At 54.6% G+C, this 26,951-nt stretch carries 24 protein-coding genes; 13 read left to right on the top strand and 11 right to left on the bottom strand.

Annotation, left to right across the window (positions count from 1 at the left end; genetic code table 11):
* Nucleotides 1–33 precede the first annotated feature (33 nt).
* From R6U41_RS08715 to serA, 10 genes are all read left to right on the top strand, one after another.
* Nucleotides 34–672 carry a corrinoid protein gene (locus R6U41_RS08715; protein ID WP_410269447.1) on the top strand — a complete coding sequence of 213 codons (639 nt, stop codon included), beginning with the start codon at nucleotides 34–36 and terminating at the stop codon, nucleotides 670–672.
* A gap of 158 nt (nucleotides 673–830) precedes the next feature.
* Complete coding sequence (locus tag R6U41_RS08710) at nucleotides 831–2,300, top strand: trimethylamine methyltransferase family protein (RefSeq protein WP_410269446.1); 1,470 nt, start codon at nucleotides 831–833, stop codon at nucleotides 2,298–2,300.
* Nucleotides 2,301–2,395: 95 nt separating this feature from the next.
* The gene (locus R6U41_RS08705) at nucleotides 2,396–3,862 is read left to right on the top strand and encodes a trimethylamine methyltransferase family protein (protein ID WP_410269445.1); all 1,467 of its coding nucleotides are present in this window, start codon (nucleotides 2,396–2,398) and stop codon (nucleotides 3,860–3,862) included.
* A 186-nt stretch (nucleotides 3,863–4,048) separates the two neighbouring features.
* A complete protein-coding gene (locus R6U41_RS08700; RefSeq protein WP_410269444.1) occupies nucleotides 4,049–6,106 on the top strand; it encodes a hydantoinase/oxoprolinase N-terminal domain-containing protein in 2,058 nt (685 codons plus the stop codon).
* 37 nt (nucleotides 6,107–6,143) lie between these two features.
* Nucleotides 6,144–6,590: an aminoacyl-tRNA deacylase gene (locus tag R6U41_RS08695; RefSeq protein WP_410269443.1), complete on the top strand. Its 447-nt coding sequence runs from the start codon at nucleotides 6,144–6,146 to the stop codon at nucleotides 6,588–6,590.
* Between the two features lie 23 nt (nucleotides 6,591–6,613).
* Entirely contained in the window at nucleotides 6,614–7,144 is a 531-nt protein-coding gene (locus R6U41_RS08690) for a glycine cleavage system protein R (protein ID WP_410269442.1), read from the top strand.
* Between the two features lie 5 nt (nucleotides 7,145–7,149).
* Nucleotides 7,150–8,901, top strand: coding sequence for an ASKHA domain-containing protein (locus R6U41_RS08685; RefSeq protein ID WP_410269441.1), 1,752 nt, complete (start codon nucleotides 7,150–7,152; stop codon nucleotides 8,899–8,901).
* A 9-nt stretch (nucleotides 8,902–8,910) separates the two neighbouring features.
* Nucleotides 8,911–9,648 carry a DUF1638 domain-containing protein gene (locus R6U41_RS08680; protein ID WP_410269440.1) on the top strand — a complete coding sequence of 246 codons (738 nt, stop codon included), beginning with the start codon at nucleotides 8,911–8,913 and terminating at the stop codon, nucleotides 9,646–9,648.
* A gap of 40 nt (nucleotides 9,649–9,688) precedes the next feature.
* Nucleotides 9,689–10,486, top strand: a complete 798-nt coding sequence (locus R6U41_RS08675; RefSeq protein ID WP_410269439.1) for a methyltetrahydrofolate cobalamin methyltransferase — start codon at nucleotides 9,689–9,691, stop codon at nucleotides 10,484–10,486.
* 23 nt (nucleotides 10,487–10,509) lie between these two features.
* Nucleotides 10,510–12,102 carry a phosphoglycerate dehydrogenase gene (gene serA / locus R6U41_RS08670; protein WP_410269438.1) on the top strand — a complete coding sequence of 531 codons (1,593 nt, stop codon included), beginning with the start codon at nucleotides 10,510–10,512 and terminating at the stop codon, nucleotides 12,100–12,102.
* Nucleotides 12,103–12,206: 104 nt separating this feature from the next.
* Here the strand turns inward: serA and R6U41_RS08665 are convergent, their stop codons facing one another.
* The 8 genes from R6U41_RS08665 to R6U41_RS08630 form a co-directional block, all read right to left on the bottom strand.
* Entirely contained in the window at nucleotides 12,207–12,803 is a 597-nt protein-coding gene (locus R6U41_RS08665) for a hypothetical protein (RefSeq protein WP_410269437.1), read from the bottom strand.
* Entirely contained in the window at nucleotides 12,796–13,254 is a 459-nt protein-coding gene (locus tag R6U41_RS08660) for an ATP synthase F0 subunit B (RefSeq protein ID WP_410269436.1), read from the bottom strand. Before R6U41_RS08660 ends, R6U41_RS08665 begins: the two co-directional genes overlap by 8 nt.
* Nucleotides 13,255–13,287: 33 nt before the next feature.
* Nucleotides 13,288–13,533, bottom strand: coding sequence for an ATP synthase F0 subunit C (gene atpE / locus R6U41_RS08655; protein ID WP_410269435.1), 246 nt, complete (start codon nucleotides 13,531–13,533; stop codon nucleotides 13,288–13,290).
* Between the two features lie 45 nt (nucleotides 13,534–13,578).
* Nucleotides 13,579–14,796 carry an ATP synthase F0 subunit C gene (locus R6U41_RS08650; RefSeq protein WP_410269434.1) on the bottom strand — a complete coding sequence of 406 codons (1,218 nt, stop codon included), beginning with the start codon at nucleotides 14,794–14,796 and terminating at the stop codon, nucleotides 13,579–13,581.
* Nucleotides 14,797–15,471: a F0F1 ATP synthase subunit A gene (gene atpB / locus R6U41_RS08645; RefSeq protein ID WP_410269433.1), complete on the bottom strand. Its 675-nt coding sequence runs from the start codon at nucleotides 15,469–15,471 to the stop codon at nucleotides 14,797–14,799. It lies immediately after the preceding gene.
* A 6-nt stretch (nucleotides 15,472–15,477) separates the two neighbouring features.
* A complete protein-coding gene (locus R6U41_RS08640; RefSeq protein WP_410269432.1) occupies nucleotides 15,478–15,870 on the bottom strand; it encodes an ATP synthase subunit I in 393 nt (130 codons plus the stop codon).
* A gap of 6 nt (nucleotides 15,871–15,876) precedes the next feature.
* A complete protein-coding gene (locus R6U41_RS08635) occupies nucleotides 15,877–16,158 on the bottom strand; it encodes an AtpZ/AtpI family protein (protein ID WP_410269431.1) in 282 nt (93 codons plus the stop codon).
* Between the two features lie 183 nt (nucleotides 16,159–16,341).
* A complete protein-coding gene (locus R6U41_RS08630) occupies nucleotides 16,342–17,508 on the bottom strand; it encodes a response regulator (protein WP_410269430.1) in 1,167 nt (388 codons plus the stop codon).
* A gap of 250 nt (nucleotides 17,509–17,758) precedes the next feature.
* Between R6U41_RS08630 and R6U41_RS08625 the strand changes: the two genes are divergently transcribed.
* Nucleotides 17,759–19,333, top strand: coding sequence for an endonuclease/exonuclease/phosphatase family protein (locus R6U41_RS08625; RefSeq protein WP_410269448.1), 1,575 nt, complete (start codon nucleotides 17,759–17,761; stop codon nucleotides 19,331–19,333).
* Nucleotides 19,334–19,365: 32 nt separating this feature from the next.
* A complete protein-coding gene (locus R6U41_RS08620; RefSeq protein ID WP_410269429.1) occupies nucleotides 19,366–23,604 on the top strand; it encodes an acyl-CoA dehydratase activase in 4,239 nt (1,412 codons plus the stop codon).
* Here the strand turns inward: R6U41_RS08620 and brnA are convergent, their stop codons facing one another.
* From brnA to R6U41_RS08605, 3 genes are all read right to left on the bottom strand, one after another.
* Complete coding sequence (gene brnA / locus R6U41_RS08615; RefSeq protein ID WP_410269428.1) at nucleotides 23,605–23,829, bottom strand: type II toxin-antitoxin system BrnA family antitoxin; 225 nt, start codon at nucleotides 23,827–23,829, stop codon at nucleotides 23,605–23,607.
* Nucleotides 23,819–24,079, bottom strand: a complete 261-nt coding sequence (locus tag R6U41_RS08610; RefSeq protein ID WP_410269427.1) for a BrnT family toxin — start codon at nucleotides 24,077–24,079, stop codon at nucleotides 23,819–23,821. The genes brnA and R6U41_RS08610 overlap by 11 nt, the downstream gene beginning before the upstream one ends.
* Before the next feature lie 125 nt (nucleotides 24,080–24,204).
* Nucleotides 24,205–25,017 carry a DUF3786 domain-containing protein gene (locus tag R6U41_RS08605; protein ID WP_410269426.1) on the bottom strand — a complete coding sequence of 271 codons (813 nt, stop codon included), beginning with the start codon at nucleotides 25,015–25,017 and terminating at the stop codon, nucleotides 24,205–24,207.
* A gap of 950 nt (nucleotides 25,018–25,967) precedes the next feature.
* Here R6U41_RS08605 and R6U41_RS08600 point away from each other — a divergent pair.
* The gene (locus R6U41_RS08600; RefSeq protein ID WP_410269425.1) at nucleotides 25,968–26,834 is read left to right on the top strand and encodes an MBL fold metallo-hydrolase; all 867 of its coding nucleotides are present in this window, start codon (nucleotides 25,968–25,970) and stop codon (nucleotides 26,832–26,834) included.
* Nucleotides 26,835–26,951 lie beyond the last annotated feature (117 nt).

Below are 26,951 nucleotides of genomic sequence, written 5' to 3'. Positions count from 1 at the left end.
TTTTATACACCATTTACAAGGAGGAGGAGAAACATGGCAGTTGATTTGGGAAAAATGGCAGATTTGCTTATCGCGGGTAAAGTCGAAGACGTCTCCAGTATGGTTCAGGAGGCCATTGATGCAGGCATGGAGTCCCAGGAAATTTTGCAAAGCGGGCTCATCGCCGGCATGGACGTTGTGGGCCAGCGGTTTAAGGCCTGTGAAATGTTTATTCCGGAGGTGCTGCGCTCGGCCAAGGCCATGAGCAAGGGAATGGAAAAACTGCGGCCCCTGCTGATTGAAAGCGGCGCCACCATGGCAGGAACCTTTGTTATCGGCACGGTCAAGGGCGACCTGCATGACATCGGCAAAAACCTTGTGGGCATGATGTTTGAGGGAGCGGGTTTCAAGGTGGTCAATCTCGGCATTGATCTCGATACCCAGGTGTTTGTGGATGCTGTCAAGGAGCACAAGCCCGATCTTCTTGGAATGTCAGCGCTTCTGACCACCACCATGCCCAAGATGGGCGAGGTGATCAACGCCCTTAAGGAAGCCGGCATCCGGGATCAGGTCAAGGTCATGATCGGCGGCGCCCCGGTTACAGCAGAGTTTGCAAAGGAAATCGGTGCTGATGTCTACGGAGCCAATGCAGGCAGCTCCGTGGACAAGGCCAAGGAAGTGCTGGCCGCTTAATTTGTGGATGTTGAAAGCGGAGCGCAGCCGCGGCCTGAATGTTTTCATGTTCGACCGCGGCTCCGCGTTTCTGCCGGCCAACCCCCTTATCAGAACGTCAAAACCCGGCTGTATTCACCTTGCCGGGTATAGATAGGAGATAAACTATGAAATCTGTAATGCCAGATATGCAACCGATGAATCAGACCGTGCAGGAGACCCCGCAATTTCGGGTCCTGACGGAAGACCAGATCGAGCAGATTTACTTTGCCGCCCTGGACGTCCTTGAACGGGTGGGCTCCCGTGTGCATCACGCCGAAGCCCTGGAACTGTTTCGCAGCAGTGGCGAGGCTGTGGTCGGCGATGACAAGCGCGTGCGGGTGCCGGCTTCCCTTGTGGAGCGGGCATTGAAAAATTATCCGCGCAAAATCACCTTAAAGGGCAGGAATGGAAAGCGCTCTGTTGCGCTTCAGAAGGATCACGTCTACTTTGGCACGGGTTCGGATCTGCCCTTTACCTATGACCGCAAAACCGGCGAGCGTCGGCGCACCACTTACAAGGATGTGGTGGATGCCGGCCGTATTGTGGATTATCTGCCCAATTTCGACTTTTTCATGTCCCACGGCATTGTCAGCGATTCGCCCAATCCCCAGACCTATGACCGGCACCAGTTTATGGCCATGCTCGAAGGCTGCACAAAGCCCATGGTGGTCACCAGCGTGGACGGCGAAGGCCTGGAGGATTTGTGGAAAATGGCCTGCGTGTTTCAGGGCGGCGAGGAGGAGTTTCGTTTAAATCCCCTGTTCGTAGCCTATATTGAGCCCATTTCTCCGCTGACAAATGATATCACCGCAGTGGAGAAACTTTTGTTTGCCGCGGAAAAGGGAATCCCGGCCATGTATACCCCGTGTCCCAGCTCCGGGGCCACAGCTCCGGCCACCATTGCCGGCATGCTGGTCCAGTCCCTGGCTGAAACACTTTTGGCCATTGCGCTGTGTCATCTGAAAAAGCCCGGTATGCCGCTGATCATGGGCGGGGTCACCACGGTGATGGACATGCGCACCACCACTTATTCCTATGGTGCGCCTGAAATGTCTCTGGCCTCTGCGGCCAATACAGACGTTTCCAAGTGGCTCAACCTGATCATGTTTTCCACCGGCGGGTGCTCGGATTCCAAGTGCCTTGATGAGCAGGCGGCCATCGAGTCGACCATCAGCAATCTGACCGCCTTTCTGTCCGGGGCCAATCTCGTCCATGACGTTGGCTACATCGACTCGGGCGTGAACGCCTCCCTGGAAAGCCTTGTCATGAACGAAGAGATTATCGGCATGGTCCGTCAGATGGGCAAGGGCGTGAGAACCGATGAGGAATATCTGGCCCTGAAGGAAATTGATGAAGTGGGCCCGGGCGGCGAGTATGTCACCCATGACCACACTTACGAGCACTGGCGCGAATGGTTTTTGCCAAAACTCATGGACCGCTCCGACTGGGAGACCTGGAACAACGAAGGCGCCAAGAGCATGTCGGACCGGGTCAATGAGGAAACCCAGCGGATCCTGGATACCCATGAGCCACTGCCCATTGATGACGATGCCAGAAAAGCGCTCAAGGAAATCATTGATGCGGCTGAAAAGCGCCATTCCAAGTAATTGAGAAATATCCGGCCCCCGGCCTGCGACCGGAAACCCAAATGGCGTTGCCCGCAGACCGGATTTGTCGGATAGATCAGATAAGGAGAATGCAAATGACCTTCAGGACAAACTATACGGTAAACAGGACCCCACGGTTTTCGCTGCTTTCAGAGGATCAGAAAGCGCGGATGTTCCGCGGGGTGATCAAGACATTAAACGATACCGGTGCAAACGTTCACCACGAAGAGGTCCGTGAGCTGCTGGCCAAAAACCGCTGTAAAGTCGACGGCAAGCGGGTGCGGATACCGCCGGAAGTCGTGCGCGACGCGCTGGCCTCTGTTCCGCCCACAACCACCATTTACAGCTGGGACGGCGATGAGGAAATGTGCTATGTGGAGCCGGGAAGAAGCTATTTCGGACCCGGGCCCACGCCGCCCAATTTCATTGACACAGAGACCCTGGAGCGCCGGCCTTATCAGCGCAAGGACGCCACCATCGTGGCCCGGGTCTGTGATGCGCTGCCCAACATCGGCTACGTCCAGTCTTTGGGCTCCATTGATGACGTCACCCACGCGCTTTCAGATGTGTATGAATTTGCCGACATGATTCAAAACACCCGCAAGGTGATCATGAACTGGGCCTTTAACGTGGAAAACGTCATGGACGAACACCGTATCGGCATTGTCATGGCCGGCGGGGAGGAGGCCTTTAAAAGGCGTCCCAACTTCATTCATTACAGCGAACCCATCAGTCCGCTGACAAGTGATTTTGACGCCATCGGAAAATGCTATTACTGCGCCCAGCACCGCATTCCGCAGGTCTACACCCCGTGTGCCATCGGCGGGGCCACCGTACCGGCCACCCATGCCGGCCAGTTGATTGTGGCCATGTCTGAATCCATGGTGGGCGTGGTTGTCTCCCAGTTGCTCAATCCGGGTACCTGTATCCTGATCGGCGGCGTGCAGTCGATTCTCGACATGCGGCGGACCATTTATTCCTACGGCGCACCTGAGCTGTCCATTATGAGCGCGGCATACACCGAGCTGCTCAATTACGTGGGTCTTCCCATTTATTCCACTTCCGGGTGCACGGATACCAAGAGAATGGATATTCAGTCGGCCATTGAAGCGGCTTATTCCATCCACACCGCCATGATGTCGGGGGCCAATTTTGTCCATGACAACGGGTATACCGAGTCGGGCATTACCGGCGATGTCTTCCAGACGGTTATGGATGACGAGATCATCGGCATGAGCCGGCTGATCTGCGGCGGCGTTGAGGTCAATGAAGAAACCCTGGCAGTCGAGGAAATCTGCAACGTGGGCCCGGGGGGGCATTACCTCTACGAGGACCACACCATGAAATGGTTCCGCAAGCACTGGATGCCCACCCTCATGGACCGCAACTCCTATGAGGACTGGGATGCCCAGGGACGGTTGACCATGAAGGACCGGATTATCAAAAAAACCCGGGATATCATTGAAAATCACGAAGGTCCCGTGTCCCGCGTGCCCGAAGATGCGAAAAAGGATATCCAGAAGATTCTGGATTCAGCCGAGGAACGGGTGCGTTCCAAATAATCGTAGAATCAGTCGGTTAAATGGTTTCGAAAAGCCTGTGAGCGCACAATTCGGCTGCTTGCAGGCTTTTCGAATGTCCAGGGCGGTTAAGGGAACTGTAACATTCTGATTTGTCAAAATTTTCGAATAAAAAACGAATTTTTTGAGTCATAACAATAATTTTAAGCATATTCTCAGACAGGAAAAATGAAAACGCAGCAGCCATTTGATCCCGGAGCCGGGCGTCGGGGGCTTGGTTCCGGCAAGGAAAAACAGGCAAACTATGTTGTTGGCATTGACACCGGCGGCACCTATACGGACGGGGTGCTTATGGATTACCGGTCCAGGGAGGTGCTGGCCTCGGGCAAGACCCTGACCACCCGAGAGGATCTGGCCAGCGGCGTTGTTTCAGTGCTAAAAATGCTCAAAATCAAGGACCCTTCCCGGGTGAAACTGGTGGGCATTTCCTCGACCCTTGCCACCAATTCCGTTGCCGAGGGGAAGGCCCGGGATGTGGGGCTGATTCTAATCGGTTATGATCGGGAGCTGGTGGCCTCATTCGGGCTGGAGGAAAAACTTTCAACGCCGTATTTTGAATTTTTTGCCGGCGGCCATTCCTCCCAGGGCGAAGAGCAGGCACCCGTGGATCTTGACGGCATCCGGGCCTGGGTGGAGGAAAACAAGGACAATGTGGATGCATTTGCCATATCCAGTTATTTCAGTCCATTGAATCCTTCCCATGAGGAATCCGCCTTTCAGGTGATCCGGGATGTGTGTGACCATCCGGTGGTGCTGGGCCATCAGCTCTCAACCCAGCTCGATTCGGTAAAGCGGGCGGCCACGGCCAGTTTAAACGCTTCACTGGTGGCGGTGATGCATGAGTTTATCGAAGCGGTTAAGGCGTCTTTGAAAAATCAGGAAATTCATGCCCCGCTGATGATTGTCAAGGGCGACGGCTCTTTGATGCCTTATACCGAGGCTATGGAAAAGCCTGTGGAAACCGTGCTGTCGGGGCCGGCGGCCAGCGCCATCGGCGGACTGTTTTTCTCCGGTCACAGCAATGCCCTGATGATCGATGTGGGCGGGACAACCACGGATATGGCCCTGATTGAACAGGGACAGGTCACGGTATCAGATGCCGGGGCCCGGGTTGGCGAGATTGAGACCGCGGTCAAGGCCGCCCGGATCCGGACTGCCTGCGTGGGCTGTGACAGCCGGATTTCCTTTGGTCAGGGCGGCCGGGTGGAAATCGGGCCCGACCGGGTGGTGCCCCTTTGCCGGCTGGCCTCCCGATACAGTCGGGTCCGCGAAGCAGTGATGGGCCTTAAGGTAAAAGACAGCATTCACTGGAAAATTTCTGACATTGAGTTCTGGTTTCTGCATAAATCCGCTGATCCGGAAGAGCTGGGTATTTCCGAGCACCGTCATATCCAACTGCTCAACCTGCTCAACCAGGGCCCCGCAAGTATCACCGCCATACTCGAGGCTCTCGGGGTGCACCACCGCGTGCAGATCAAGGCAGATCCGTTGTTTCGCCAGGGCCTGATTGAGCAGGCCACGCTGACGCCCACGGATCTTTTGCACATCAACGGCCAGATGGATACATGGGACAGAGACGTAGCCCGTCAGACCATGGTCTGCGCCTGTGACATGTTCAGCCGGGATCCGAAAACCTTTGTCAGCCAGACTTTGGATCAGATTATTTCCATGATGGTGGAAGAAGCCGTTGTATTTCTTGCCGGCCAGGAAAAGGGTGCGGATCTGCCCGATATGGTTGACGGCCATTGGGGGAGATGGTTCCTGGAGGAATCCATCCGGGGTAAAAACGCACATTTATCGGTCAACATCTCCAGCCGGTTTCCGGTCATCGGCATTGGTGCACCGGCCGGGATTTTCGTAAAGCGGGTGGCCGAAACCCTGAAGGCCCCGTTTGTCCTGCCGGCCCATGCCCACGTGGCCAATGCCGCAGGCGCTGTGGCCGGATCGGTGGTGGCGGAAAAAGAAGCGATTCTTTATGCCCAGGAGGCCGGCGACAGCCACTGTTTTATTGTCCAGATCGGAGACTGGCGGATGAGTTTTAATGAATACGAGGAAGCCTTGTCCCATGCGCGTAAGAAAGTGGGTAAAATGGCCCGGGAAGTCGCCGAAGGCGCCGGTGCCAATGATCCCCAGGTAAAGGTGCGGGCTGTGACCGAAGGCGCTCTGGAGCGGATTCAGGCCCGGGCCGTGGGCAATCCGCGCCTGTCAGAGGAGTTCGGCGAATAATTGCGTAAACAGGAATTGATAAGAGGCCAAACGACCAATGACCCTTGAACAAAAAATTATCCAATTGCTTGAAGCCCAGGCAATTTCATATGAGATTGCAGAGCATGAGCCGGTTTATACCAATCCGGCCATGGCTGAGGCCCTTGGGGTGACCGAAGGGGAAACCGTCAAATCGCTTGTGCTGGAGACAAAAGAAGGCGAGATGATTGTCATGGTCCTGCCCGGTGACCGGAAGGTGGACTGGAAGGCTGCGGCATCTGCGGCCGGTACCAAAAAGGTTTCTTTTGCCAGGCCCGATGCGGTCAGCCGCACCGTTGGCTGTGAGGTGGGATGTGTACCGCCGTTCGGGCACGGGCTTCCGGTTTATATGGATAAGGCGCTTTTGGAAAAAGACCGGATGTATTTTAATCCCGGCGTGCATCACAAATCATTTTCAATCACCGGCAGCAGTTTAAAAAGTCTGTGCCGGCCAAGTCTGTTATAAAGAGTGGAGCAAAGGGAAGAATTATGAACCAGGAATATATCATTTCCGCAGTGGGCAAAAACGTCCCCGGCATTGTGGCCAAGGTTTCCCGGGCCGTTTATGAAAGCGGATGCAATTTTGAAGACTCCCGCATGAACCTGCTGGGCAATCATTTTGCCCTGATGGTGCTGATCACAGCCGCGGATGAAAAGGCACAACAGGCGCTTTCCGATGCCTGTGAAAGGCTTGACCAGGAGCCGGATCTCAATGTGATCCTCTTTGAGGTGGAAGGCGGCTGCAAGAGCGAATTTGCCACGGAAGCCAATTATGAAATCCGTGTCAAGGGCATTGACCGCATGGGGATTGTCTACCGGACCTCCCAGCTGCTGGCATCCCGGAATATCAACATCATGGAGCTGGAAACCCGGGTGGAAACCGGCAAGAGCGGAAAGCCCATGTTTACCATGCGCACCAGCGTGGCTGTTCCCCGGGAAGTCGACGGTGAGTCATTGCGCAAGGATCTGAAATTTCTTGCCGAGGAAATCCCGGAAACCATTTCTCTGACCCGGATTTAGAGACTATGCCGGAAATTCAAATTCTGCCGATGAATCTGTCGGTGCGGACCCGAAAAGGTGAAACCCTGCGGGATGCCTTATACAGGGCCGGAGTTGAGCTGGAATCCCCTTGCAACGGCAAGGGCCTTTGCGGCAAGTGCCGGGTCTGCGTGGAATCGCCTGATAATGTGCCTGAAACCCCGCACAAGGAAATCACCCCTGAGCAGGCCCGGCAGGGAATCCGGCTGGCCTGTCAGCTGGTGCCGGCCTCGGATATGGTTGTCCGGGTAATCGGTGAATATAAAAAAGACGAGCACCGGATCCTGGAAGGCGACCGCGATCCAACCTTTTCTGAAAGGGATACCGGCGAGGCGGGCGCCGGCCGCAAGCATCTTTCTGATACAGAATCTCTTGTGAAAAATACGCCTGCGGCCGTCGTGAAGATGTCCAACGGGATCTGCCTGCTGCAATATGCCGGACAGGCCGCAGAGGAGTTAAAGAACTGGCCGGAAAAAGCCGTTGCAAAGGGACTGGCCATTGATCTGGGCACCACCACCCTGGTGGTCACGCTTATCGAGCTGCCAACAGGCCGGGAACTGGCCACCACCTCCAGTCTCAATCCGCAGATCCGTTTCGGCCATGACGTGATCAGCCGGATCCAGAAGGGATCGACCCCGGAGGGGCTTGCGGAACTGAGCCAATGTGTGCGCGACGGGCTCAATCATTTAATTGATCAGGCTTGTCAGGACTCGGGCGCGGATCCAATGGAGGTGCTGGATGTGGTTTTGGGCGGAAATACCACCATGCTGCAGCTTGCCGCATCTATTGATCCCGAGCCTCTGGGGCAGGTGCCGTTTACCGTGGCCCTGCAGGGCGGTCGGGCGTACTCGGCCCGGCAATTCGGCCTGGAAGTCAACCCGGCGGCCCGGGTTTATGTGCCGCCCATTGTTCATGCCTATGTGGGCGCGGATATCAGCGCCGGGCTGCTGGTTTCCAGGCGGTTTTTCAAATCCCGTGAGGCCATGTTTTTTGTGGATGTGGGCACCAACGGGGAGATGGGGCTCAGCGCAAACGGTGAGTATCTGATGACCTCCACTGCGGCCGGGCCGGCTTTTGAAGGCATGGGCATCTCCGCGGGCATGCGGGCGCGGATCGGTGCGGTGGAAGGGGTGGAAACCGACGGCCATGCCCGTCTGGACGTGCATACTATAGGTGACGCCCCCCCGCAGGGTATCTGCGGAAGCGGGATTATCGATATCACTGCGGCTTTGCTCAAACTCGGCGTCATTGACGCAAGCGGCCGCATGCGGCGGCCGGATGATACCAATGGCCTTGCCGGGACAATTGCTTCACGCATCATTGAAATCAACAAAAGCCCGGCATTTCACTTGGGCGGCAAAGTTTATTTCACCCAGGAGGATGTCCGGCAGGTGCAACTGGCCAAAAGCGCCATCCGGGCGGCCATGGAGATTCTGCTGAATGAGTCGGGCATGGAAGCCGGCAGCCTGGAGCGCATTGTTCTGGCTGGAGGCTTTGGCTATTCCCTCCGGGCGCCAAACCTGGAAGCCATTGGAATGCTGCCCCCTGACACTGCGGATAAGGTTTATTTTGCGGGCAATACATGCCGGATCGGATGTGCGCGCATGCTGCGCAATGCGGGATATCGGCAATATCTGGAGGAAAAAATGCAGTCTGTGCGGCATGTCTCCATTGAGACCCGGCCTGATTTCATGGAGCTCTACGTCGAAAGCATGGAATTTCCTGAGACCAAGGAATAAAAATATCAGATGCCTGATTTGAAAGCGGATAAACAGCAAGATACACTTGTGCCTACGGGCCCGCGCCTGATTATTGCCTGCCGGGTGATGCAGCATGAACTCGATGCCCTGCGGCGGCGGCATAAGGATATGCAAGACCAAGACATTGAAATTTGCTATATGGATCAGAATCTTCATCTAACCCCGGAAAAAATGCCTGGCCTCATCCAGGAGCAAATTGATGCGCGCGCGGATACCGCTCAAAGCATTGTTCTTGGCTACGGGCTTTGCTCCAATGGTATTGTCGGGGTCACGGCCAGAAATCAGCCTGTTTATATTCCCCGGGTCCATGACTGCATCACCCTGCTGCTTGGCTCCAGGCAGGCCTATTTTGAAGCCTTTCGAAAGCGGGCCGGCACCTATTATCTCGCCCCGGGCTGGGTGGCCGAGGAAAAAGACCCCCTGGGGATGGTGGAGCACGAGTATGGCCCCAAAATGGGGCAGGAAATGGCTGTATGGGGTATTAATGAAGAGCTGAAACATTATACCCATATCGTGCTCATCGACACCGGCGCAGGCGACATGGAAAAGGTTCGCAAAAGGGCAAAGGCCAATGCAGAGTTGCTAGGCAAAGCTTATGAGGAGGTTTCCGGCTCAACATCCTATTTTGAAAAATTGCTCTTCGGCCCCTATGATACGGATGATTTTGTGTGCCTGGCCCCAGGGCAGAGAGCCGAGCAGAAGCCTTTTATGAAACAGACTGAGTAAAACAAATACAATTCACCATAAATTTTTAAGGAGGTTGACAATGCTAATTGTTGGAGAACTGATTAATTCCAGCCGCAAGGCCATCAAGGAGGCCATTGATGCCGAAGACGCGGAGGCAATCAAGAAAATCGCCAGAGACCAGGCAGAGTGCGGGGCGGACTACATCGATGTCAACGCCGGCACCTACGTGGGCAAGGAAGACCAGTACATGAAGTGGCTGGTCTCCACCGTGCAGTCCGCAGTGGAAATTCCCTGCTGCATTGACAGCCCGGATCCCAAGGTGGTGGAAGCCGCTATGGAGCTGCACAAGGGCACACCCATGCTCAATTCCATTTCCCTGGAAAAGGAACGCTGGGATGCCCTTCTGCCGGTGGTGGCCGGATCGGACATCAAGGTTATTGCCCTGTGCATGAGCGATTCAGGCATGCCCGAGAGCAAGGATGACCGGTTGTCCATTGCCAGTGACCTGATCAACAGCCTGGTGAAAAACAATCTGCCGGTGGAAAACATTTACGTGGATCCCCTGGTACAGCCCATTTCCACCAATGACTCTTATGGCATGGAATTCATGAACGCCGTGGAGGCGATCATGACCGAATTTCCCGGCGTGCATACCATCTGCGGGCTTTCCAATATTTCCTATGGACTGCCCGAACGCAAACTGCTCAACCAGGCCTTTATGGTCATGGCCATCTGCAAGGGACTTGACAGTGCCATTATCAATCCCCTGGACAAGCGCATGATGGCCAATGTGTATGCAGCCGAAACCCTGGCGGGCCGGGATGAATTCTGCGGCAATTACCTGACGGCCTACAGGGAAGAAAAACTGGTGTTGTAAAAAAAATAAAAGGGAGGAACTATATGACTTACAAGGTACTGGTCAGCGACAAGCTTGGAGATGCGGGAATCAAGCTTTTTGAGCAGGAAGACGATATTGAAGTGGATGTGAAGACCGATCTTTCCCCGGAGGAGTTAAAGGAAATCATCGGCCAATACCACGGCCTTGCCGTGCGCAGCGCCACCAAGGTCACAAAGGAACTGCTGGATGCCGCAGACAATCTCCGGGCCATCGGCCGCGCGGGCATTGGTGTTGACAATATTGACGTGGACGAGGCCACACGCCGGGGCATCATTGTCATGAATACCCCCGGGGGAAACGTGGTGACCACTGCAGAACATGCCATTTCCATGATGATGGCATTAACCCGCAACATCCCCCAGGGAACGGCATCCCTGAAAGCGGGCCGGTGGGACAAGAAAAAGCTCCAGGGCAGAGAGGTCATGAACAAGACCCTGGGCGTGATCGGCTTCGGCAAGATCGGCTCTATTGCAGCCAACCGGGCCCGGGGGCTGAAGATGAATGTTATTGTTTATGATCCTGTGGTCACTCCGGAAAATATCAAAAAAGCCAAATGCGAGCCGGTAAGTCTGGATGAACTCTATGAGCGCTCCGATTACATCACCATCCACGTGCCCAAGATCAAAAAGACAGCCAATATGATCAACAAGGACGCTTTTGCCAAAATGAAAGACGGCGTGATGCTGGTTCATTGTGCCCGCGGCGGTATTGTGGATGAAGATGCGCTCTATGATGCCCTGAAGATGGGAAAAGTGGGCGGGGCTGCCCTGGACGTTTTTGCCACCGAGCCACCGCCTGAGGGGTTTAAACTCTTTGAATTTGACAACGTGATCTGCACCCCGCATCTCGGGGCGTCCACGGCCGAGGCCCAGACCAACGTAGCCGTTGACATCGCTCGTCAGCTCATTGCATATCTAAAAAACGATACCATTCAAAACGCGGTCAACGTGCCCTCGGTTTCCGGAAAGGTGCTTGAGGAACTCGACCCGTTTATCAGACTTGCCGACCGGATGGGGCGCATGTTGTCTCAGTTGTCCGAGGGGCATATCAAGTCTGTTGAAATTGATTATGACGGCAATTTCGGGGACAATGACATGGCCCCGGTGCGCACGGCGGTTGTCTGCGGTCTGCTCGAACCCCTGGTGCTCGATGATGTCAATGCGGTTAACGCTCCGTATCTGGCCAAGGAAAAGGGGATCAAGGTGCTGGAGTCGTCCAGTGATGATGCCCAGGAGTTTATCAACCTGATCACCGTTACCGTCAAGACCGATAAGGACACCAACGTGGTCTCCGGAACCCTGTTTGGCAAAAGCGATCCAAGGATCGTGCGCATCAACGACTTCCGGCTGGAGATGCGGCCTTCCGGTTACCTGGCACTGATCCACAACATGGATATTCCCGGCGAGATCGGGGTGATCGGCACCATTCTCGGGGACCATAAAGTCAATATCGCCCGCATGACAGTTGGGCAGGAAGAGCCGGAAGGAGAGCGCAATATCGTTTTTCTGCGAACCGACACTCCCCTGACCAAAGAGGTGCTTGACAAACTGGAAACGTATCCCAGAACCCGCCGGGTGATTTACATGGAATTGTAGACAAAAGATCCGGGATCATAAAAAAAGCAAAGCCCGGAAGGCCAAAAGGCTTTCCCCGGGCTTTGCTTTTTTGATTCGTCTCTGAATATTGTGCCGGGGCTGGCTTAGCCTGACATGCGGTTTACGCTGGCGACGTAAAAGTCAATGAGCTTGTCCTGATCGTTTTCCGTGATTTCCTCCGGAAGCCGGTTTCTGGCAAGGTTTTCGGCGGTGTCCACAAGTTCGACCATGAAATTTTTCCGGGCATCGGCAAGCCGCCGGCTGGCATTTTTCTTTTCCCGCTCCAGCATGGTTTTGCTTTGCTGCCGCGCATCATCGATGATCTGCTGCCGGGTGCGTTCGCCTTCCTCAATGATCCGCTGCTTTAATTTCTCATAGCGCTCACTGCTTTCCTGCATCTGGCTTTGGGTTTCATTGATCTGCTCCAGCAGTTTTTCCTTGCGGCCTTCGACCTTGTGAATCGACTCGGAAACCTGCAGTTTCTGGGTCTGGAGAAACTGCAGAAACGGCTGGCGGCCGTAGCGGTAAAGCAGATACACCAGAATGAGGAAGTTGACATAAAGCATGATGGTGTCATATACCGGGCGCCACTCTCCGGCACTGCCTTCTTCGGCCAAAACTGCAAAGGCTGTCAGGTGCAGAAGCAGGATGCAGACAAACAGTATTTTGCAGGTTGTTTTGATGGTGCCTGATTTACCCACGCGATACCCCCCGCTCCAGAATGGTTTCCATGATTGTTCCAGCCAGTTTTTCAGATTCAGCTTCAATGTATTTGCGGGCCTCGGAAATTTCCTGATTCAGCAGTTGGGTGTTTTCTTCACGGATCTGGTCTATCTCGTTTTTGGTCTCCCCCATAATTTCCTGAGCCTGCTTGTTGCCCTGATTTTTGAGGTCTTCCTTTTCTGAGTTGGCCTCCCGGACGACTTTTCTTTCGTGCTCCAACAGCTGTTGATTGAGATCCTCAAGCTTTTCAGAGGACTGAAGAATCTCTGATTCAATGTTTTGAATGTAGTCCTCCCGTTTTCCCATGGTTTCCCGCAGGGGCCGGATCATGATCCGGTTAATGAGAAAAAAGAAGATCAAAAAAGCAATCAGCTGCGCAATCAAAGTCTCATTTAAGCTGATCAGTGCAAGATTTTCGACAATTTCCATCACGGGCCTTCCCGTACTAAACCATTAAACCGATTAGACAACAAAAAGGAGCAACAGGGCAATAACAAGAGAATAAATCCCCGTGGATTCGGAAACCGCCTGACCAACGAGCATGGTTCGGGTCAGCAGCCCGGCCTCGCCGGGATTTTTTCCAATGGCCTCACATGCCTTGGCACCAACCATGCCTTCACCAAGCCCCGGGCCGATTGCGCCAAGGCCCATTGCCAGTCCGGCACCAAGAAATGCCGCTGCCTGGATCAGATCTGCACCTTCAATCATAATTTCCTCCAGTTGAAATTTAGGGGTTTATTTTTATTTATTGTTTTATACCAGAAAAATCAATGCCAGAGAAATAACCATGGCATAAATGGCCGTGGACTGCGATACGGCCTGCCCAACCAGCATAGTGCGCATCAGCAATGTTTCCTGCTCCACATTTCGCGCCACCCAGGATACAGCGGTTTGTGCCACTTGTCCGTTGCCCACGCCGGATCCAATGCCGCCGAGTCCGGTGCACAAACCAGCTGAAAGCAGTGCCGTGGATACGAGAAACACCTCGGTTGAAGGGTATCCCTTGAAAATGAGAATAAAGCTGATCAAAAGCCCGAAAATCGAGGGCGTTTGGGATACCGCCTGGCCCACTAACATAATCACCAGCACATTGCCGGTTGTCATGGGCTGCCTGGCCCAGCCTTCAACGCCGGAGCCCGCAGCAAGGCCGCTTCCTACCCCGGATCCGATTGCGGCCAGACCCGTTGCCAGGCCTGCGCCGAGTAAGGCAGCAGACGTGGGATGCACCGGTGTGCCCGCAAAACTGATAAACATGAGCATAAACGAAACCACCATGGCAAAAATGGCCGGTGTCTGGCTGACTGCTGCGCCAATGAGCATGTTGGTGGTCAGGCGGCTGCCCATGGCCGGCTGCCTGACCAGACCGGCGCAGGCCTGGCCGGCCGGAAAGCCGGAACCGATTCCGGATCCAATGGCACCGAAACCCATGCAGAGCCCGGAGCCAAGCAGGGCGGCCACCATATGGGGACTGCCGCCGGAAAAATTGATAAACATCAGCATAAAGGCAATCACCATGGAAAAAATCGCCGGTGTCTGGCTGACTGCCGAGCCGATCAGCATGGTGGTTGTAAGGGTGCGGCTGAGAGCGGGCTGACGGGCCAGCCCGTCGCAGGCTTCACCGGCCGGGAAGCCCGAGCCGACACCGGATCCAATGGCACCCAGGCCCATGGACAACCCCGCGCCGAAAAGGCCTGCGGCCGTGATGATGGAAGCATTGCCGCCGGTGGCAAACAGCAGCAGCACGCCAATAACCAGGGCAAATATGGCTGCGGTTTCCGCGATGGCCTGACCCACTAGCATCATCTTGACAATATCGCCGGAATAGGTCGGATTTTGAGATATGGCATTGTTTGCTTTTGCAGCAGCGAACCCTTCTCCGATTGCGGCACCGATGGCGCCGAATCCCATTGAGAAACCGGCCCCCAAGAATGCCGCCATTCTAACCCAGGCTTCAATTTCGATGGACATCATTTAATTTACCTGTACCGCAATGTATACCAGTGTGAGCATCGTAAACACAAACGCCTGTATCCCGCCGATGAAGATGACAAAAAACGCATTGAGAAATGGCGGCAGCACGAGGCTGAAAACCAGGTGGGAGACCACCAGCACAATGATGGTGCCGCCCATTATATTGCCGAAAAGACGAAACGAGATGGATATGACCTTGGAGATTTCACCGATGATGTTCAGGGGCGCCATGAAAAAGATCGGATCAAAATAGGCCTTGATGTATTTCTTAAAACCCTTTTGCCGGATGCCGGCATAATGGGCAATCACAAAGCCCATCAGGCCAAGGCTCAAAGGGGTGTTCAAATCGTTTGTGGGTTCGTAGAGGTGAGGGATAAATCCGATCCAGTTGCAGAAGAGCAAAAACATGAACAGGGCAATGATCATGGGCCCGTAGGTTTTGGCCATATCCTCGCCCAGGGCATCTTCGGTCAGGGAATAAAACTGGAACACAAAAGCCTCTCCGATGGTCTGCAAGGCCCCCGGAATCATCTGCTGTTTGCGGGCCGCAAAATAACCGAAGATCAGAAGTCCGATGATGACCAGCCATGTCATGGCCATGATGTCAAGATTAAACGTCATCTTGTAGTCGGACACGGTAACAATAAGCTGATGTATTTTCCCGAGTTCTTCCATATCGCGTCAATAATCCAGGTTTTTTCGTGTTGATGCGTATATGCCCTGTGTGGCCAGTATCATGATCTGTATCATAAACAGGCCCACAACGGTTGCCGCCAGGTTAAAGGAAGGGGTTTTGATGGCAAGGATCAGGGGCGCAGCCAGCAGAGCGTACCTGATAAAAATCGATACGCCTGAAACAACAGAAGCGCGCCACCGGGAGCTGGAGATTCTTCTGGGCAGGGTTTCGCCCATGAGGATAAAATTCAGCGAGCTGAAGACGGTTCCCAGAACCAGTCCTTTTCCAACAGGTTTATAGCCGGCAAAAACAAAGATCAGAGCAACGGAGATCGCAGCAAACATTGCGATTGAGCAGTATTTTTTCTGCGTTTGCCGGATTTGTTCATTCGGTTCCAACTGCCGTTATCCCCTGCCGTCTCTGTGTTTGTTCTTTTTTTGTTCCGTATCCGGTTCCGTAACTTCCATGATCTGGCGATAGACAACCACTGCCCCGCCCACAATTCCAAAGAGGATAAAAAGAATGGTAAAAATTCCTTTCGTCCCCAGCCAGCCATCCAGAAAACGTCCCACAAACAAACAGAAAACAATGCAGCCGGCCATGGTCAGGCCGACCTGGACAACAATTTGCAAATTCTGGGCCCACGGTCGGTTGTCTTTGAAGTTAAAAATTTTCTTGGGCGCCATAGCGATTGTATCCCTTTAAAGCTCACGCATACTAACAACTGCTCCCCGGGCAGTCAAGAACTTTTTTGGCTCTAATGGATCGTAAGATTCGGAGGAAATGGACGATTCTGGGGCAGCCAGACTGTCTGCCCGCTCCCCCGGGGCGCTATGGCCAAAAAATGGCCGGAGGGCTTTCATTATTGTTCAAAAAGGTTTTTTGGCGGACAATCTTTTGCTTTCAGTTCCCCCGGGCATGGCCACTTCGGAAAGAATTTTGGGGATGATGGTTTTGAGCTGCGTCTGGATGAAAAAGCAGTTGCCGTCTTCTGCCATCAACGCCATAAAACGGTAATTGCCGCTTGTGTACATATCCGTGTTGTGCACCAGCAGAATTCCCTGTTCCGTGTGCAGGCTCAGGCCGCGGCACCGGCCCAGTCCCTTCCGGCTCAGGTGTCGGGAGCAGTCCGTATATATCTGATTGGCCATCTCGGAAATGGCGCTGAAATCAATGTCAGCCCGATAGGATGTGTCATTGGCAAGCACTTGGCCGGTGCTGCTGACAATGGCCAGTCCCTTGTAGCCTTTGGCAGAGCGGAGAATGCCCGTGTGTTTGTGAAGGGCATCTTCGAGCTTTGATCCGATCCGGGCGGCTGTGCGCGATTCATAGGCCAAAGGTGTCTGGGAGTTGTCCGCCTGCCGGGCGCCTTTTTCCCAGGTGGCCTTGGCCAGGGTCAGCAGGTCAATGTTGGTTCGCGTCTGCCGGTCTTTTTCAGCCAGGGGGGCGAACGATAGATGGATACCCCGCCATTCGGCGATCTGTTTTGCTGCCGCTTCCCCTTCGAGTTCCGCGGTCCGGGCATTGAGCAGTCGTCCCTTTTCCAGGTAACAGATCCCTTTTTGCCGGGTCCCTGACTTTATATCCATTCTGCAGGTTTTGCGGGCAATGGCCAGCAATGGCAGAAAATTGGTCATGGTCATGCCGTTTCGGGTCTGGCCTTCGTCGCGGAGGTTTAAGCCCACAAAAATGGCCGAGGCCAGCCTGCCGAAGGAAAAGGGCTTTTTCAGGTAATACAGAACCCCGGTATGGCCTGTGCGATCAATAAACCAGGGTTTGGGATCATCTTTTTCCAGAATGACGATACATGGGATGGATGGATATTTCCGGGTCATCAATCCCAGCAGATCCAGCCCGTCGCCCTGGGGCAGGTGGATGCCGGTGGCCAGCACGGCAATCCGGGTGGAGGTCAGGATGTCTGTGGCGATTTTGACTGAGCTGGCTGTGAGCAGCTCAAAGTGATGCAGGTCCCTGAACCCGGCACGGATTTGTTCCAGCGTGCTGCGGTGGTTTTCGACAATGAGTACCTTGTCCATAACGGTCCGTATCCCCAAAAAAGGGCGGCTGCATGCGGGCAGCCATGGGATGTCAGAATGTGTTGCTTGACGGCATTTGTTTCTTTTATTATAACTATTTTAATTAACGGGAGATATATTGAATGTCAATAAAAAAACAGGAAATTGGGGTGTTTTTTGCAATGCGGGCCCCTGCAAGTGGAAATGGAAAAGGCCCTTGATACCCTTTGCAAAGCCATTCAAAACCGGGAAATCATGCATTTTGGCGGCAGTGCTGCTCTGCCTGGCATTGCCGGCTGCCGCCTGGGGCGGGTGCATCAAAATCGCCACTTATAACCTGGAAAATCTTTTTGACCTCAAACATGACGGCACGGAATATCCCGGCTATATTCCGGGCGGTCCGTTTGGCTGGGACAGGGAGATGATGCAAATCAAGGTGGACCATTTGACCCGGGTGATCCATGATCTTGACGCCGATATCATCGGCCTGCAGGAAGTGGAGTCCCCTGCGGCCCTTGAGAAACTGCGCCGGCGCCTGGCGCAGAAGGGCAGCGCCTATCCCCACTTTGTCATTGCCGATGCCCGTGATGCCACGGTCAGATGCGCCCTGCTGTCAAGGTTTGCTATTTTGGATTCATCGGAAATATTTGCGGAAAAAGGCCCCGGCCGGAGCATCCTCCGGGCGGACATCGATATCTCAGGAAATCGGCTGATTGTTTTTGTCAATCACTGGAAATCCAAAAGCGGGCCGGAAAGCCGCAGGCTGGCCAGCGCCCGGGCCCTGGCCGAAGCCGTGAAAAAGTTGCCGGAAAAAATCGATTATGTGCTTCTCGGGGATTTTAACACCAATTACAATGAGCATGAAACCATCCGTCACCGGCCGACACTCAATGACACCGGCGGAAAAACCGGGCTGCAGCATGTTTTAAACACCCGTTTTCAGGACGCGGCCGTGGAGGAACCGCAGCTGATCAGAGCACCGGCACAAAGCCTGCATTACAACCTGTGGCTGGAGCTGCCCGGTGACCGGCGCTGGTCAGCCCGGTTTTTCGGCCGTCCCCAGAGCCCGGATGCCATTTTGTTGCCCGCAGCCCTTTATGATGATTATGGTCTTTCCTACCGGGACAATTCATTTGACCGATTTGACCCGGGCTATTTGTTTGACCGGCATCGCATCCGGCGCTGGCAGCGGGCGGATCAGGGCCGGGGCCGGCATCTGGGGCGCGGGTATTCGGATCATCTCCCGGTATATGCCTGTCTGCAGACCGGGCCCTTTGTTTTCCGGCCGGAGTCCAGAAGCCCTGCCAAGAGTTCGGAAAAAGCCGAAATAGCCGATCTGTATGATGCCAAAGCCGGGGCGGTGCGCTTTGAGCTGAAAAATTGTGCCGTGATTTACCGCCATGGCGATAATGCCGTGATCAAGCAGCCCGGCGGCCGGGCTGTTTATGTGTATAAGGCGGCAGCCGATCTGGACAAAGGCGGTTATTATGACCTGGTTGTGACCCGGCTGAAACGTTTTCACGGCAACCTGGAGATCACAGGTGTCAAAAAGGTTCGTTCCCGCCCGGGCATTGCCCCGGTTAGTTCTCTGTATATCTCGGATCCGGACGCGGATTTTTCCGATCCAAAACTGGAAAACGAGGTCATCGAAGCTTATACCGGCCGGTATGCCAACGGGCATTTTTACTATGGCAATCAGCGGCAGATCCGGCTATACTTTGCTGATAAGGCTCTTGCGCCGCAAGCGCCGGCGCAGGTCCGGATACAGGGCGCGCGCATTGGTTACCATCGCAGCCCGGAGCTTGTGATTGAAAAAAATACACACATCAAAAAAGTAAAACCATGACAATGACTATGCAGAACACGGAAAACCGAAACATGACACCCCTGGTGCTGGGACTGGATGTCGGGTCGGTCAGTGCCGGGCTGGCGGTTCTGACGCCGGACAGGGAAATTTTGCACTCGGATTACCGCTTTCATCACGGCCAGATCGCCGCCACCCTGGAAAAAATGCTGGCATGCGTGGACCCCGGCCGATTGGCGGCTGTCTGCCTCACTCACTCCACGCCACAGATCATTGACGGGGACTGGCGCTGCGATGACCGGGTGGCGGTAATTGCCGCAGCCGGTTTTTTTCATGATAAGATCGGGGCCATACTCCACGTGGGGGGTGAAAAATTTTCCCTTATGCGCTTTGACAAACAGGGGGGGTATGCCGGCCTGGAGACCAATACCTCGTGTGCCGCAGGAACCGGCAGCTTTCTGGATCAGCAGGCCGGCCGGCTCAATCTTTCCGGCATCTCGGAGCTGGCCCGGATTGCTGCGGACAATACCGGTGCCGTTCCCAAAATCGCATCCCGATGTGCGGTCTTTGCCAAGACCGATTTGATCCACGCCCAGCAGGAGGGCTACAGCCTTGCGGAAATTTGCGACGGCCTGTGCCGGGGGCTGGCCAGAAATATCGTGGACACGGTGTTCAAGCATGAAACCCCCAATACCCCGTTGATTTTTTGCGGGGGTGTGGCCCGCAATCCTGCAGTGATCAATCATATCAGCGAAATGACGGGAATGCAGCTTGTTGTGGATGAAATGGCGCCCCTTTACGGGGCCGTAGGAACAGCCCTGTCCTGGATCGAGGAAAACTGGACCGGGAAAAAATCCAAAAAGGCTGCTGCCTTCCGGGCCCCAAGGCCCGTGGTGCGGCAGGCTGACTTTGAGCGTACATACGGTCACCCGCCTTTGGTATTGGAGCATTCCCGATATCCGGATTTCCAATCCCTGGAAGCCTATATCTACAAATCCGGCAGCCAGGATTTTGCCAGCAACGTGGAAGTCGACATATATGCCCGGCTGAAACCTGAAATCCGGCAGCAGGTGTATCTGGGCATGGATATCGGCTCCACCAGCACCAAGGCGGTTTGGCTGACACCGGAAAAACAGGTTGTCGCCGGATTCTACACCCGCACCGCCGGCCGGCCCGTGGCCGCCCTGTGCAGCGTGCTGGAGGCCATGGATGAACTGATTGTTAAAAAAGATTTGGATCTATGCATTGCCGGTGCCGGCACCACGGGCTCGGGCCGAAAGTTCGTGGGCCGGATTGCCGGTGCCGACCGGATTCTTGACGAGATTACCGCCCATGCCCGTGCCGCACGGGAGCTGAACTCGGATGTGGACACCATCATTGAAATCGGCGGCCAGGATTCCAAGTTCACCACCCTGAAAAACGGCAGGGTGACATTTTCGATTATGAACACGGTGTGTGCGGCCGGCACGGGAAGTTTCCTGGAGGAGCAGGCCGAAAAGCTCGGTGTGGACCTGGCTGATTACGCACAATTGACCCAAAACGTGGCCGCTCCCGTGGCAAGCGATCGGTGCACGGTTTTCATGGAGCGGGATATCAATTACTACCTGAGCCTGGGCTACGAGGTAAGAGAAGTGCTGGCCGCGGCCCTGCACTCGGTACGGGAAAATTATCTCACCAAAGTGGCAGTGGAGGCCGGCATTGGCGAAAACGTCTGCTTTCAGGGTGCCACTGCCAAAAACCGTTCCCTGGTGGCCGCCTTTGAGCAGCGCCTGGGCCGGCCGGTTTACGTCTCCGAGTTCTGCCATCTCACCGGTGCCATGGGCGTGGCCCTTTACCTGGCAGATGAAGGCCTGTCCCAGAGCACATTTCGGGGCCTGGGCCTGCATAAGGTCGAAATTCCCGTCCGGTCCGAGATCTGCGATCTTTGTCCCAATCACTGCAAGCTCACCATCGCCGACATGGCCGACGGCCCTGTGGCATTCGGGTTTTTATGCGGCCGGGACTATAACACCCGGCATTTTGTGGACAACAACCGGGCCGGATTTGACCTTGTTAAGACCCGTGGCCGGGTTTTTGCCCCGGCTGTGGCCGCACCCGAACAGGCCGACCTGACTGTGGGCATTCCCGCGGCCCTGTATCTGCATGAAGACGTGTCCATGTGGGTGGATTTTTTTCATCAACTCGGCATGCGCACGTACACAGCGCCCAAAAGCGCTGATGTGCTGGCACGGGGAAAGGCGCGCGCCGGAGCGGAATTTTGCGCGCCCATCACAGCCCTGCACGGGCACGTGGATTATCTGCTGGAGAAAAGCGATTTTGTTTTTCTGCCCTATTACCTGGAAGACCGGGAAAAGGACGGCAATGCCCGGCGCCAGTACTGTTATTACTCCCAGTTTGGCCCGGCCCTGAGCGCGGCCCTGGACGACTCCGGGCAAAATCGTATTGTTTCCCCGGTGATCCGGTCCCTGTACAATCCCTTTCACACCCGCCTGGCCCTTTACCGGGCCGTGCGGCAGATGAATCCGGAACTCGGGTTCTTTGAGATCATTCGCGCCTATGAACGGGCCCGGAGCCGGCATCAGACGGCTGTTGAAAAATGGCGGCAGGTTTTTGAACACCGGTTTTCCCCCTCCCGGGATGTTTCCGTGATGTTTCTGGGCCGGCCCTACACGGTGCTGGACCCGGCTATGAACAAAAATATTCCAAAAATTTTCGGAGCCCTGGGGGTCAAGGGGTTTTTCCAGGACATGCTGGATTTGGAAAACCGCGATTTTTCTGAAATTGCCGGGTTCCTGGAGGAACTGCACTGGAATTATGCCGCAGACATCATCAAGGCGGCAAAGGTCGTGGCTGAGACCCCGGGCCTGTACCCGGTTTTGATGACTTCGTTTAAGTGCTCACCGGATTCGTTTGTCCGGGATGTGTTCCAGTCCCTGATGGAAGGGGCCAATAAGCCGTATTTGATCCTGGAGCTTGACGAGCACGGATCCAGCGTGGGTTATGAAACCCGAATTGAAGCCGCTGTGCGGGCTTTTGACAATCATTTCCGTTCCGGCCAGCCCCAGAGCAGCGATGCCGGCCGCATCAATCCGGCCAACTCTTCGGGCATGAAGGGCAAGACCGTGGTTCTGCCCAGCTGGGACCCGATCACCTGCCGTTTGCTGGCGGCCAATCTTCGGCGGGAAGGCATTGATGCCAGGGCGGTCACTGAAACCCCGGAGGCAATCCGGCGCAGCATGCAGTTAAACAGCGGCCAATGCATTCCCATCAATGTCATGGCCCAGGAATTTGTGGACTATGTAACTGAGAATGATCTGGACCCGGCCAATACGGTGCTCTGGATGGGATACTCGGAAGTGCCCTGCAATATTCGGCTTTATCCCTACAAGATAAAGGAGATGATATCGTCTTTTGGCAGGGATATGGCCGGGGCGGAAGTGTATGCCGGTGAGATTTCATTTTCGGACGTATCCCTTCGGGCGGCCACAAATGCTTATTTCGCCTTTATGTTCGGCGGTCTGTTGCGGCGCATGGCCTGCCGCACCCGGCCCTATGAAAAAAATCCAGGCGCTGCGGACCGGGCGGTGGAAGCCGGCATCCGGACCCTTGAACAAGCTTTTCTGGGTTTGCGCGACAAGGAAACGGCCGTTATTGAAACCGTCAAGCGGTTTGAACACATTGAAACCGTTGCCGGCAACCGGCCCAAGGTGGCCATTTTCGGGGACCTCTACGCCAGGGACAATCCTGTGTTTAATCAGGACCTGATTTCCCTGATCGAGGCCTGTGGCGGCGAGGCCCTGACCACGCCGTATACCGATTATGCCAAGATGATCGCACCGGCTTATTTCAAGAAATGGTTTACAGAGGGGCGGTTTGTGAGCCTTCTGGTCAACCGGGGCCTGCTGGCTACCATGGTGTACCGGGAAAAAGCCTATTACCGGCATTTCCAGAAGGTCTTAAAAGAGCCCGAGCCGGTCTATGACGTGGCCCCTGAAAAGATCCTGGCCCAATTCGGCATGGTGGGCGAAAACACGGGCGAAACCATGGACAATATCCTAAAGATCTACTACATCTGCCGCCACCATCCCGAGGTGGCCCTGTTTGTGCAGACCTCGCCGGCGTTTTGCTGCCCGTCTCTGATCACCGAGGCCATGGCCAAAACCATTGAGGCGCAAACCGGTGTGCCCGTGGTGTCGATCACCTATGACGGCACCGGCGGGGAGAAAAACCGCAAGATCGTGCCTTATCTCAAGTTCGCCCGGCCTCCGGAGGCCGGCGGCGGGGTTGGTGCCGGTGCGTCATGGGTGCCCTGATCAGTCCAACTCCTTGAGTCTTTCTGCAATCCATATTTTAATGATGGATTGCCGGGGCACTCCCAGTCTTTTGGCTTCCTTGTCCAGGCTGTGGATCATCCATTCGGGAAAATCAACATTGACACGGCGGGACTCCCGGCCGGGCCGGCGGGCTTTGGAAAGATCCAGAAATTCGGTGATATCTTCACCTTTTTCAAATTTTTGATCCAGTTCTTCAGCTTTCATAAATCGCCACTTCCTTTTTTCTGGCTTTTCGGGCTGAAATGATTCTTATTTTTCTTTGCCGGTAGGTCACCACAACAGACCAGTGTGTTTGAAAAATTTTACCAATGAGCAAAAATCTGTTTTCGTCAATGGTTTTGGCAGGAATTTCAATTCGATCCGGATCATCCCACAAGCCCTGGGCTTCGAGAAAATCAATGCCGTGCTTTTCCTTGTTCGCGCGACTTTTGTTTTCATCAAATTCAAATTCCATACAAAAAATATATCATTTTTATATTCGATATCAACGGTTTTTCAACATTTTCATTTGCTGGCGGATGGCCTTGCGTCAAAACAGTTCCCGGAACCTTGCTGGGCAAAAATTGTCATGTCCGGAGATTATGACGGGCTTGATTGGTTGCGCGCTGCGATTTTCTCAAACATTTTCACCATGCCGGCCAGCAGGGTGTAGATGGACTCCGCATCAATCTGCTGGTCCGCGCTTTTGTCAAAAAACAGGTGAAGACTGGAGCCCATGCCTTCCTCGGGCTCCCAGTAGCAGCACATCACCGGCAAAAGGGGCAGGGGATGGAGGACCACGGAAATATCCGAGTCAATATGGGTCTGCACCCGGCGGCCGGAAAACACGTCAAGCATGTCTGAAAACAGGTCCGTATAGGTGTCTGCCAGGTGTTTTAAGGGTTTTTCGCAGTTTTGCTGAAAATGGTTGTACCGCTCCGGACCGCCTTCCAGTTCCCGGAAGGTGATCCACTCGCCGATGACAGCCACGCCCTTGCCGTGCAGCACGTGATTGAGAAACGGCATGGCCACCCAGGCATTGAGGTGGATGTCGGCAGACAGGTTGCCGGCCGTGTCCACGGAGAAGGCCTTTCCCATGACCCGCAGGGTCAGTTTTTGTCCGTCAAACTCGCCGCCGGTCCGCCGGGCGGCATCGGCCAGGTCGATGTCCGGGATTTGTCCCTGCAGTTCTTCCACGGCCTGTTCCATGAATTCGTCAATGGTGTCGGGCCGGTCCGTGGCATCCTGGTATTGGGCCAGCACTTCAGGGGCGATTTTCGGGCACTGGTCCAGGGTTTTTCTTCCCTTGAACACGGCCACGCCAAAAGCCATGCAGGTTTTTTCATTGCACGCCCGGCAGTTGGAGCCGTCCGTGAGCTTAAACACGTCCATGGGGCTGTTGATCTGCGCCATTTTTCCATACTCCTTAGAAAGCTTCTTGCATCGTCCGATATTTGTCAGGTGTCAGGAAGGAAGCCCTGCGGTCGGGGTTTGGTTTTTTCGCTCAATGTCGCTTCAAAAACCAAACCCCGACCTTGGACTTCCTTGGAACTCTATTACTGGTGCATGGCGTCGGTATGCCGATGCAGTGTAAAAATCTTTGTATAATTCACATCTACTGCATGTGCAACCCGGCAGTTTGACATGGCAGGGTAAAGTCCAGGAAGCCTGACGAGACGTGACAGCGATAGCATCGGCATAACCAGGATATAATCCCCTTGTTGCCGATTTTCGCATGTGGCAGGCCGGGTGCGGTTTGTTTGTCTGCGGCGGGGTTTCGGCGATCGTCCCGGGGCTTTGGCTGGAATTTTAAAAACTCGGGCTGATCGCCCTCAGACAGTTTAAAATCCCGGTCGCCAAAGCCCCGGTCCGATCTTATGCCGAAACCGCGCCAATGCAGCCAAACAAACCACCCCCGCCCCGCCCCATGGCCAAAGCACTGGAAATATGCGTCAGCAAATATTTTCGGATACCGGTCTGAGGTTGGTAGATTTGAAAGGGTGTTTTCAATGTTTTTTTGCAGAGCTGTTGAATTCGGAATAGGTCCCCCAAGGAAGCCCTAAGAGCGGGGGCGGGTTTTTGAAGCGACATTGAGAATTTTTGCGGGAAAATTCAGCCGAGGCCGGAGCCGGAAAATTTCAAACTGTCTGAGGCCGTAAGGCCGAGTTTTTGAAATTTCGGCGAAGGCATGAGCTGAATCCGCAAAAACGATCAGGAGCGAAAAAACCCGCCCCCGGCCGCAGGGCTTTCTTTCCTGACACTCCCGCCCCCTCCGTCTGCGAAAATCCGGGACAAGGGTCGGTTGTTGGTTTTGTCAGGAATGCAAAAACGTGATATAAGGGACGGTATTTAAGGAGACGGCCATGTATTCTTTGATTGATCTGGATATCCCGGAACTGGGGTATACCCGCTTTATTTCATCCTGGCTTTATTCAGGCCCGGAGATGGCGTTTTTGGTGGATGTGGGTCCGGCGTGCACAGTGGATGTGCTTTTGGAGACCCTGGAGCGCAAAGGGGTTGAAAAGCTTGACTGGATTTTGCTGACCCATATTCACCTGGATCATGCCGGCGGCATCGGCCACCTGGCCCGGCAGTTTCCGGAAGCGCGTATTGTTTGCCACCCAAAGGCGGTCAAGCACCTGGTGGATCCCTCAAAGCTGTGGGAAGGCACTCGAAAGGTGCTGGGCAACATCGCAGATGTTTACGGCCCCGTGCTGCCGGTGGACCCGTCGCGCATTTTGACTCCGGAGGAGATGGACGCAAATGCCGGCATCGGCATTATTGACACCCCCGGCCATGCCGCCCATCACCAGAGCTACGTGTTTGAAGACCGGCTTTTTATCGGCGAACTTTTCGGCGTTTTCCATGACCTCGATGGTGACATCTATCTGCGGCCGGCCACCCCGCCCAAATTTATTTATGAGCATTTTGCCGATTCCTTCAAACGGGTGGCGCCGGCTGCGGACCGCAAGGTCTGTTTTGCCCATCACGGTATTTATCCGGACGGGAAAAAAATACTGGAGCTGGCAAAAAACCAGCTGTCTTTGTGGCTTGAGGTGGTGAGGGCGCATGTGGAAAATCCCCGTATGGAGGCCATTGTTGATGACCTGAAAAAACAGGACCCGGTGTTTGCCCGAATCGATGATCTGCCCCGGTCTTACCGGGACCGGGAAGCCTATTACGTGGGAAACACCATTCGCGGCATGCTAGATTATCTCCGGGGGGCCTGACGCCGCAGGCGCGCACAGCCTGCCTGCTTTTGGGAGTTATTTATAATAGTTTGAAATTATGCTAAAAAAGAAAAGTGTGCTCACAACCATGACCCCGGTTCTGGTCTACGGTCGGCC

It is taken from the genome of Desulfosalsimonas sp. (assembly GCF_046483245.1).
Taxonomy (GTDB): domain Bacteria; phylum Desulfobacterota; class Desulfobacteria; order Desulfobacterales; family Desulfosalsimonadaceae; genus Desulfosalsimonas.
The sequence above is the reverse complement of the archived record's forward strand: the minus strand, read 5'-3'. Positions and strand labels throughout refer to the sequence as shown.